Source organism: Amycolatopsis sp. NPDC051071 (assembly GCF_040682875.1).
GTDB lineage: Bacteria > Actinomycetota > Actinomycetes > Mycobacteriales > Pseudonocardiaceae > Amycolatopsis.
Genome location: NZ_JBFBBY010000049.1, coordinates 41,327 through 48,544 on the forward strand (window position 1 = coordinate 41,327; position 7,218 = coordinate 48,544).

Annotated in this window: 9 protein-coding genes and 1 pseudogene; 5 read left to right on the forward strand and 5 right to left on the reverse strand. The window is 69.5% G+C overall.

The window, feature by feature from the left end; all coding sequences use genetic code 11:
• Positions 1 to 22: 22 nt before the first annotated feature.
• On the forward strand, positions 23 to 562 hold the full coding sequence (locus AB0M65_RS18065; RefSeq protein ID WP_364028555.1) for a CGNR zinc finger domain-containing protein: 540 nt from the start codon (positions 23 to 25) through the stop codon (positions 560 to 562).
• A 181-nt stretch (positions 563 to 743) separates the two neighbouring features.
• Here AB0M65_RS18065 and AB0M65_RS18070 read toward each other — a convergent pair whose 3' ends face one another.
• From AB0M65_RS18070 to AB0M65_RS18080, 3 genes are read right to left on the reverse strand one after another with little or no spacing between them, the layout of a single operon-like run.
• On the reverse strand, positions 744 to 1,598 hold the full coding sequence (locus tag AB0M65_RS18070) for an oxygenase MpaB family protein (RefSeq protein WP_364028557.1): 855 nt from the start codon (positions 1,596 to 1,598) through the stop codon (positions 744 to 746).
• Positions 1,595 to 2,143 carry a TetR family transcriptional regulator gene (locus AB0M65_RS18075; RefSeq protein ID WP_364028573.1) on the reverse strand — a complete coding sequence of 183 codons (549 nt, stop codon included), beginning with the start codon at positions 2,141 to 2,143 and terminating at the stop codon, positions 1,595 to 1,597. The genes AB0M65_RS18070 and AB0M65_RS18075 overlap by 4 nt, the downstream gene beginning before the upstream one ends.
• Complete coding sequence (locus AB0M65_RS18080) at positions 2,140 to 3,522, reverse strand: amidase (protein ID WP_364028559.1); 1,383 nt, start codon at positions 3,520 to 3,522, stop codon at positions 2,140 to 2,142. Before AB0M65_RS18080 ends, AB0M65_RS18075 begins: the two co-directional genes overlap by 4 nt.
• Positions 3,523 to 3,621: 99 nt before the next feature.
• On the opposite strand from AB0M65_RS18080, the gene AB0M65_RS18085 reads away from it, so the two are divergent.
• Positions 3,622 to 4,626 (forward strand): D-cysteine desulfhydrase family protein, encoded by a 1,005-nt coding sequence (locus tag AB0M65_RS18085; RefSeq protein ID WP_364028561.1) that lies wholly within the window; start codon positions 3,622 to 3,624, stop codon positions 4,624 to 4,626.
• A gap of 78 nt (positions 4,627 to 4,704) precedes the next feature.
• Here the strand turns inward: AB0M65_RS18085 and AB0M65_RS18090 are convergent.
• Positions 4,705 to 5,256: pseudogene (locus AB0M65_RS18090) on the reverse strand (DUF998 domain-containing protein); the annotation flags it as partial.
• Positions 5,257 to 5,309: 53 nt separating this feature from the next.
• Positions 5,310 to 6,083 carry a hypothetical protein gene (locus tag AB0M65_RS18095; protein ID WP_364028563.1) on the reverse strand — a complete coding sequence of 258 codons (774 nt, stop codon included), beginning with the start codon at positions 6,081 to 6,083 and terminating at the stop codon, positions 5,310 to 5,312.
• 63 nt (positions 6,084 to 6,146) lie between these two features.
• On the opposite strand from AB0M65_RS18095, the gene AB0M65_RS18100 reads away from it, so the two are divergent.
• The 3 genes from AB0M65_RS18100 to AB0M65_RS18110 form a co-directional block, all read left to right on the forward strand.
• The gene (locus AB0M65_RS18100) at positions 6,147 to 6,356 is read left to right on the forward strand and encodes a helix-turn-helix domain-containing protein (RefSeq protein ID WP_364028565.1); all 210 of its coding nucleotides are present in this window, start codon (positions 6,147 to 6,149) and stop codon (positions 6,354 to 6,356) included.
• Positions 6,356 to 6,880, forward strand: a complete 525-nt coding sequence (locus AB0M65_RS18105) for a Clp protease N-terminal domain-containing protein (protein WP_364028567.1) — start codon at positions 6,356 to 6,358, stop codon at positions 6,878 to 6,880. Before AB0M65_RS18100 ends, AB0M65_RS18105 begins: the two co-directional genes overlap by 1 nt.
• 130 nt (positions 6,881 to 7,010) lie before the next feature.
• On the forward strand, positions 7,011 to 7,218 hold a 208-nt coding region (locus AB0M65_RS18110; RefSeq protein ID WP_364028569.1), incomplete at its 3' end, for a hypothetical protein.

Here is a 7,218-nt window from a genome sequence, read left to right on the forward strand (position 1 = left end):
TGGCAAGGGTTAGAATCCGGGGATGGAGTGGGTCTTCGACGGCGGGCGGCCGTGCCTCGACCTGGTGAACACCGTCCGCGAGCGGCACGAGGACGGTCGTGAACTGCTGACCGACGCCGCCGCGCTCGCGGAGTGGCTGCCGCTCATGGGCTTCGCCGTCACCGAGGCGACCGTCGGTGAACTCTCGGCCGCACGGGCGCTCCGGGAAGCCGTCGACAAGGTGCTTTTGGGCGCGCCGCGGCCGACCGATGTCCTGCTGCTCAACGAAATGGCCGCCGACGCGCCGTCGCCGTGGCTGCGGATCGACAAGGACGGCAAGCCGGTCAAGGAGCTGCGTCCGGTGTCGGTGATCGCCGCCCTCGGCGACCTCGCGGCCGACGCGATCGACCTCGCGACCGAGGACATCGCCGTCCGGATCTGCGCCGCCGACGACTGTGGCCTGCGGTTCTGCGACGCCTCACCACGCCGCTCACGCCAGTGGTGCTCGATGGCGCGCTGCGGCAACCGCGCCAAAGCCCGTGCCCACTACGCCCGCACGAAGTCGCAAGCAGTCCGCGCGTGAAGGCCCCCTTCCTCGGCTCAGCCGAGGGAAGGGGGCCTTCACGCGCCGTCGCGGTGGCTGGCGATGCCGCTGAGGCCGTAGACACCTAACGCCCTGTTGGCCAGAACCCAAATCGCCACTCACGACCCCCTGGACCGATCACCCGCGGGGCAACGAAACCAACCACTAAGTTTCGGGGCGCTCAGCCCCCGAGGAAGCGATACGCGCGGGGGTGGGCGCGGAACCAGACGTTGAGCTTGCCGATTCGCCGCACGAGCGAGGAACGCAGTGTCGTGGGCACCAGGCCGCCGAAGAACCGCACCGCGGCACGGAAGCGATCGAACCGGCGCCGGTCCCGCTCCGTCCACTGTAGACCGAGGCGATCGCGCAGGGCGGGTGGCAGCGTGCCCCGGATGACGAACATCTGGAGCCGGTATTGCCACCGCTGTGGTTGCACCCAGCGTTTCTCGGGCAGCCACCGCCACGGCTTCTTCACCGTCCGGATCGTCTCGAACAACGTCGAGATCGTCTCGTTCGGGCCGAAGCCGTCGAGCATTTCCGCGTAATACCGCTCGAAATCCGGCCATGTCGGCGGCAGATCCCGCTCGCGCAGGCCGAGAAGCCGTCCGACGTCGTACATTTGCGCGTAGTATTCGTCCAATTCGGACGGAGTCAGCGGCGTACCGTAAAACCGTTGCGTGTCAACGGGAACCATGACGAGGGTGGCGTGCACCCAGGCGTACGCGTGCGGGTTCAGCGCGCTGTACCGGTGGCCACCGTCGTCGACACCGGTGAACTCACGGTGCAGCGCACGCAGCCGGTCGGCCTCGTACCGGGCGCCGTCCTTGCCGCCATAGATGTAGATGGACAGCGACGCGGCCGTGCGCAACAGCCGTGTCCACGGATCTTCGATGTAGTCGGAATGATCCCGCACCCCGGCCGCGACGACCGGATGCGCGACCTGCAGCACCAGCACCTGACCGGCCAGCAGCCCGGCACGGAAGTCCCCGAAGTACCGCCACGCCGCCGTTCCTTTGACGATCGGCGGGCCGGTCATGACGCGCCGCGGATGAGCATCATCAACGGCAACGCGACCGGGACCCCGTCGTCGCCGGTGGCGAGCCTGCGCAGCTGCAGCCCGGCGATCAGTGCCACGACCGGACCGGTAAGCCGCTCCGGCGACGGCACCCCGAGCGTCCGCAGGATGACCAGCGCGAGTTCGTCGTAGGCGGCGAAACAGCGTGCCGCCGCGTCCTGCAGTCCGGTGTCGCGCGCGGCCTGCAGGTACAGTTCATGCGCGCCGAGTTCGTCGGTGCCGAAGGGCAGCTGGGCGATGACCTGCTCGACCACGGACGCCGCTTCCTCGACGCTCAGGCCCTTCTCCCGGTAGGCGTCGACGAACCCGGTCAGCTTCGAGGTCTCCTCCTCGGCGAACAGCAACATCGCCTCACGCAGCAACGCCGTCTGGCTGGGGAAGTGGTAGGTCAGCGTGCCGAGGGAGACGTCGGCGGCGGTCGCGATCCGGCGGTTGGTCAGCCCGCCGACACCCTGTTCCCCGACCACCTTGAGCGCGGCGTGGAGGATGCTCTCGCGAGTGTTCACCAAACGGTCTCGGGTACGCGGTCCTGCCACCGTTCGACCTCTTCCAGTTGCGCGGCCAACGAGATCAGCCGCTCCTCGGCGTGCGAGGGGCCGAGCAGTTGTCCGCCGAGCGGCAGCCCGGCCGGGCTCAGCCCCGCGGGCACGTTGACCCCCGGCCAGCCCAGCACGTTCCATGGCCAAGCGTAGGGGCAGGCGGCGATCATGGCCTGGTCGGTCTGCCAGCCGGTGAGCTTGTCGAAGGTGCCGATCCGCGGTGGCGGCGTCGCGGTCGTCGGCGTGAGCAGAACATCGACGCGGCCGAACACCGAGCCGACCTGCCGCTGCAGCAACGGTTCCGCCGCGCGGGCCAGCCGCAGCGCCGGGCCGGACAGTGCCGAGCCCTGCCGTGCGTTGGCCCGGGTGCGCGGGTCCAGCCGGGCCTGATCCGGGACGCGACGGGACCAGTCACGCACGCCGGCCAGCGAACGCGGCAGGAAGGTGAGGCCGATCAGCCGGTAGTCCGGTTCGACCTCGACGATCTCGTGGCCGAGTTCGGCGAACCGTTCCGCGAGCCGGATCACCGCCGCGTGCGCGTCCGGGTCGAGCCGGGTTTTCGTGGCGGTGAAAGGGATCCGCGTGGACAGCCCGATCCGCATGCGGCCCGGCTCGCGGCGGGCGGCGGCTTGGAACGCGGTGCCGGTCCCGGCGGCGACGTCGAGCAGCAGGGCCGCGTCGGCGACGGTGCGCGCGAGCGGGCCGACCACGGTCAGGCCGTGGAACAGTTCGCGTCCGGTCGGGACGCGGCCACGCTGTGGTTTGATCCCGACCAGGTCGGTCCACGCGGCCGGGATCCGGATCGACCCCGCCCCGTCGGAACCCAGCGCGGCGGCGATCACCCCCGACGCGATGGCCGCCGCCGCGCCGCCCGAGGAACCACCCGGGGTGCGCTCGGTGTCCCACGGGTTGCGGGTCGCGCCGAATGCCGGGCCTTCGGTGAAGGGCCACTGACCGAGTTCGGGAGTGTTGGTCTTGCCGATGAGCACCGCACCCGCCTTGCGAAGCGCGGCCACGGGCGGGGAGTCCGCCGTCGCGGGGGAGAAGTCGCCTTCGCAGCCGAACGCCGTCGGCAGTCCGGTGATGTCGAGGTCGTCCTTGATCGCGGTGGGGACGCCGAGCAGGGGAGCGGTCTCGCCGTCGGCGAGCCGCCGGTCGGCCGCCTCGGCCTCGCGAAGGGCTTCCTCCGGGCGAAGGCACTTGAAGGCGTTGAGACTCGGCTGGCTGGCTTCGGCACGCTCAAGCGCCAGGCGTGTGAGCTCGACGGACGTCGTGGCTCCGCTGGCGAGCATCGAGGCCTGTTCGGCCAGTCCCTTGAACGCGAGGCTGGGCTTCGAGGTGGTCATCGTTCCCCCTGCGTGTCTCGTTCGTTCAAACGAACGATACCACCGAGTAGGTTTCCGCGTGTCTCGATCGTGCTTCCCGCGTGTGGTTACGTGACCTTCATGAACCTCGATCGCTTCCCTCGCGTCGACCTCGGCGGCTACCCGACGCCGCTGCATCCGGCACCCCGTCTCGGTGAGGCCATCGGCATCCCGAAACTGCTGCTCAAACGGGACGACGTGCATCCGCTCGGCGTCGGCGGCAACAAACTGCGCAAACTCGAGTTCCTGCTCGGCGCGGCGATCGAGAACGGCGCCGACACGGTGATCACCTTTGGCGCCCTGCAGACGAACCACGGCCGCCAGACCGCCGCGGCCTGCGCGAAGCTCGGGCTGCGCTGCGAACTCGTGCTCACCGCGAAGGTCCCTCGCGACGGCGACGCGTACGAACGGTCCGGCAACATCTCGCTCGATCACCTCTTCGGCGCCAATGTGCATATCTGCCGGGACGGCGAGGAGACCGGCCGGACCTACGACCGGCTGATCACCGAGGCCGCCGCCGAAGGCCGGAAGGTGGCCACCTTCCCCGTCGGCGGCTCGGATGGCGTCGGGGCGCTCGGATACGTCGCCGCCGCACAGGAAATCGCCACACAACTCACCGAACTCGGCATCACCCAGGCCCGGCTGGTGGCCCCGCACGCCAGCGGCGGGACGGCGGCCGGGCTCGTCGTCGGGACGGCGGCCCTCGACTGGCTGACCCTGGACATCGCCTGCGTCAGCCATCCGGTGGACGATGCCCTGGACAACCTGGCCGACCTCACGATCGCGGCCTCCGTACTGCTGGGGAGTGAGCCGCCGTCACTCGAAGGTCTGCACATCTCGGACGGCACGATCGGCCCCGGCTACGGCATCCCGACCGCCGAAACCTGGGAGGCGATTCGGCTTTTCGGTCGTACGGAAGGGATCGCGCTCGATCCCGTGTACACCGGCAAAGTGGGTGCCGCGTTGCTCCGCTGGGCTGCTGAAGGCCAGTTCTCGGCCGGCGAGCAGGTCGTTTTCCTGCATACGGGTGGGCTGCCCGGCCTCTACGGTTACGCCCCGGAATTCGCCGACGCGGTGCACCTGTGACGCGACCCTGAGCAACCCGCCGATCAGGACCACGTGCGCCACCAGCGAAAGCCGTTGCGCGACACCGACCGGCATGACGTCGGTCAGCGTCATGAAGAACGGGATGTCACTCAGCCGCACGAAGATGAAGCTGAGGCCGAAGACGACCAGCCCGACCGCGCTGCCCCAGGCCAGCCGTCCGACCGGCTTGGCCGCGGGGGTGCCGCGAAGGCTGTCGCGCAGGGTGAATCCGGCGGCGGGCAGGCTCAGGAACGCGATGAGGCACGCGTACAGGTGGATTTCGCCGCTGACCGGGTCCGGGTATTCGGGGTAGCTGGCCGGAAAGATCGCGGCGGCCGCCAATCCCAGCGACCACAGCACGAAGAGCAGTTTCGTGGTGCGGCTGAGCGGGATCCCGGCCGCCGCGAGCGCGCCGAGCGCGGTGAGCGAGCCGATGGACAGCGAGAGCACGCTGGCCCCGAGCATGCCCGTGCCGCGGTCGACGTAGGCATAGCTGGACAGCGTGTCGAACACCGGATTCCGCGAGCTGATCAGATGCAGCACGACCATGGTGAGCAGGGCCCAGCCGATGGCCGCCGCCGACGCGATCAGCCAAGGCTTGGCCCGCGATCTCTCCCCCGTGAACGTCATGGGACAAGAGTGCGCCGGCGGCCGCGGGTTTCCGATCCGGGAAGCCCCCGGTTTTACCCTGGGGCTAACCCTAACTCGACCAGTACCAGTAGCTGGTCATCGTGCCTTTTCGCGCGGGGCCAGCGTTCGCCGTCGGGGTCCTGTTTCTCCGCCGTGCGTACCGCGTCGAGTACCGCGTCCGGACCACGCTTCCGGCTGATGGCGAGCACCTCGGGCCAGTCGAACAGGTCGTATTCGTCGACACCGATCGCGACGCCGTCCGTGGCCAGCAGCAGTGCGTCGACCTCCGGACGAGGCCAGCTACGGCGGACGGCTTCCGCGGCCGCCTTCGGTTCCGCTTCGGCGACCCAGAACCCGCCTGGCGCGTTGCGTTTCACGCGGACGTCGGCGCCGGTGCGGAGCTGCCCGCTGTCGCGAAGGGAAACCAGCCTGTCGTCGGTGAGCGGGTCCGCCCCCGACGGCCCGAAGGCGATGATGGGACTGTCGGCGAGCACCAGCCCGTCGACGGTTTCGTCCGTCCAGCGCGCGATCGCGACCGTGCTCGACGGCGAATGCCCCGGTTCGAGGCCCTCCTGTCGCGCGACGTCGGCAATCGACCCGGCCAGCAGTTCCGCGAGATCAGCCCGCGGTTCGGCGCTCAGCGCCTGGGAGAGGCTGTCCACGAGCAGACTCGCGTACCAGCCGCCGGGTGGGAGGTCGGGATGCGGCGACGTCGCCCCGTCGAGCACCACCACCGCGTTGCCGAGCACCGCGACGTGGTCTTCGGTCGGGCGCGGTGATCCGTCCGCGCCTACTCCGTCCCTTTCGGCCACTTCGATTTCGACCATGTCCCCGACCCTAACTGTCAACCAGGGTTGACACGGGCGGCCGTGTCAACGTAGGTTGACGTCATGACCGAAGCGACAGACCTCGCCGCGCGAGCGGGTGATCGGGACCCCCGCGTGGGGTTGCGCGCCGTCGCCGCCTTGCGACGGCTGGTGGAACAACTCGAGGCCGTGCAGGTCCGCAGCGCGCGGGTGCACGGCTGGTCGTGGCAGGAGATCGCCGCCGAGCTGGGGGTCAGCAGGCAGGCGGCCCACAAGAAGTACGGGAGGCATTGATGTTCGAACGCTTCAGTTCCGAAGCCCGCGAGATCTTCGCCGGGGCCCAGCGCGTCGCCGAAGGCGAGGCGTCGGCGACGGTCGACCCGCTGCACCTGCTGACCGCGCTCGCCCGGACCACCGGAGTGCTCACCGCACTCGGCTGCCCGGCCGACGAACTCGCCGACGACCTCCGCCGCGTCCGCCGCCGTGGCGGGATGAGCGACGCGGACGTCGAAGCACTGAGCGGGTTTGGCATCGACGTCGAACACATCGTCGAGCGGGTGGAACAGTCCCATGGGGAAGGCGCGCTGTCCGGCGTAGTGCGGAGCAAGCGCGGCTACCGGCCCTTCACTCAGGAGTCGAAGAAGGTGCTGGAGAAGAGCCTTCGCGAAACCGTCGAGGTCGGGGACAAGCGCATCGACGCCGAGCACGTCCTGCTCGCGCTGACTTCGCTCCCCGGCGTGGCGGCGGACGTCCTCGCCCAGCGCGGGATCGACTACCTCGCCGTCCGGCGGCTGGTGGAGGGCCGGGCGGCCAGCTGACGCCGTTCGTGCCGGACCACCAGCGGCAGGACGGCGTGCGCGGGTCTCGTGAGTGTTTTGGGTCGTTAGGGCCACGAGTGTCTTAGGCGCCTACTGGATTTGGTTGCGGGGCTGATCGCGACCCAAGTACATGAAGGCCCCCTTCCTGTACTTAGGCGCAAGGAAGGGGGCCTTCGTTACCTTCAGGATCGCCGCTGTGGTCTCAGGTGCATCAGCAGGCACAGTGGTCGCGCGTGAAGGACTCCTTCCCTCGGCTCAGCCGAGGAAACTCGACCTTCACACCTTCCCCAAGTACATGAAGGCCCCCTTCCTGTACCTAGGCGCAAGGAAGGGGGCCT

Bases quoted from the DNA above. Each gene is read 5' to 3' on its own strand.
- AB0M65_RS18065 (WP_364028555.1), top strand. From the start codon at position 23: ATGGAGTGGGTCTTCGACGGCGGGCGGCCGTGCCTCGACCTGGTGAAC.
- AB0M65_RS18070 (WP_364028557.1), bottom strand. From the start codon at position 1,598: ATGACCGGCCCGCCGATCGTCAAAGGAACGGCGGCGTGGCGGTACTTC.
- AB0M65_RS18080 (WP_364028559.1), bottom strand. From the start codon at position 3,522: ATGACCACCTCGAAGCCCAGCCTCGCGTTCAAGGGACTGGCCGAACAG.
- AB0M65_RS18085 (WP_364028561.1), top strand. From the start codon at position 3,622: ATGAACCTCGATCGCTTCCCTCGCGTCGACCTCGGCGGCTACCCGACG.
- AB0M65_RS18095 (WP_364028563.1), bottom strand. From the start codon at position 6,083: ATGGTCGAAATCGAAGTGGCCGAAAGGGACGGAGTAGGCGCGGACGGA.
- AB0M65_RS18100 (WP_364028565.1), top strand. From the start codon at position 6,147: ATGACCGAAGCGACAGACCTCGCCGCGCGAGCGGGTGATCGGGACCCC.
- AB0M65_RS18105 (WP_364028567.1), top strand. From the start codon at position 6,356: ATGTTCGAACGCTTCAGTTCCGAAGCCCGCGAGATCTTCGCCGGGGCC.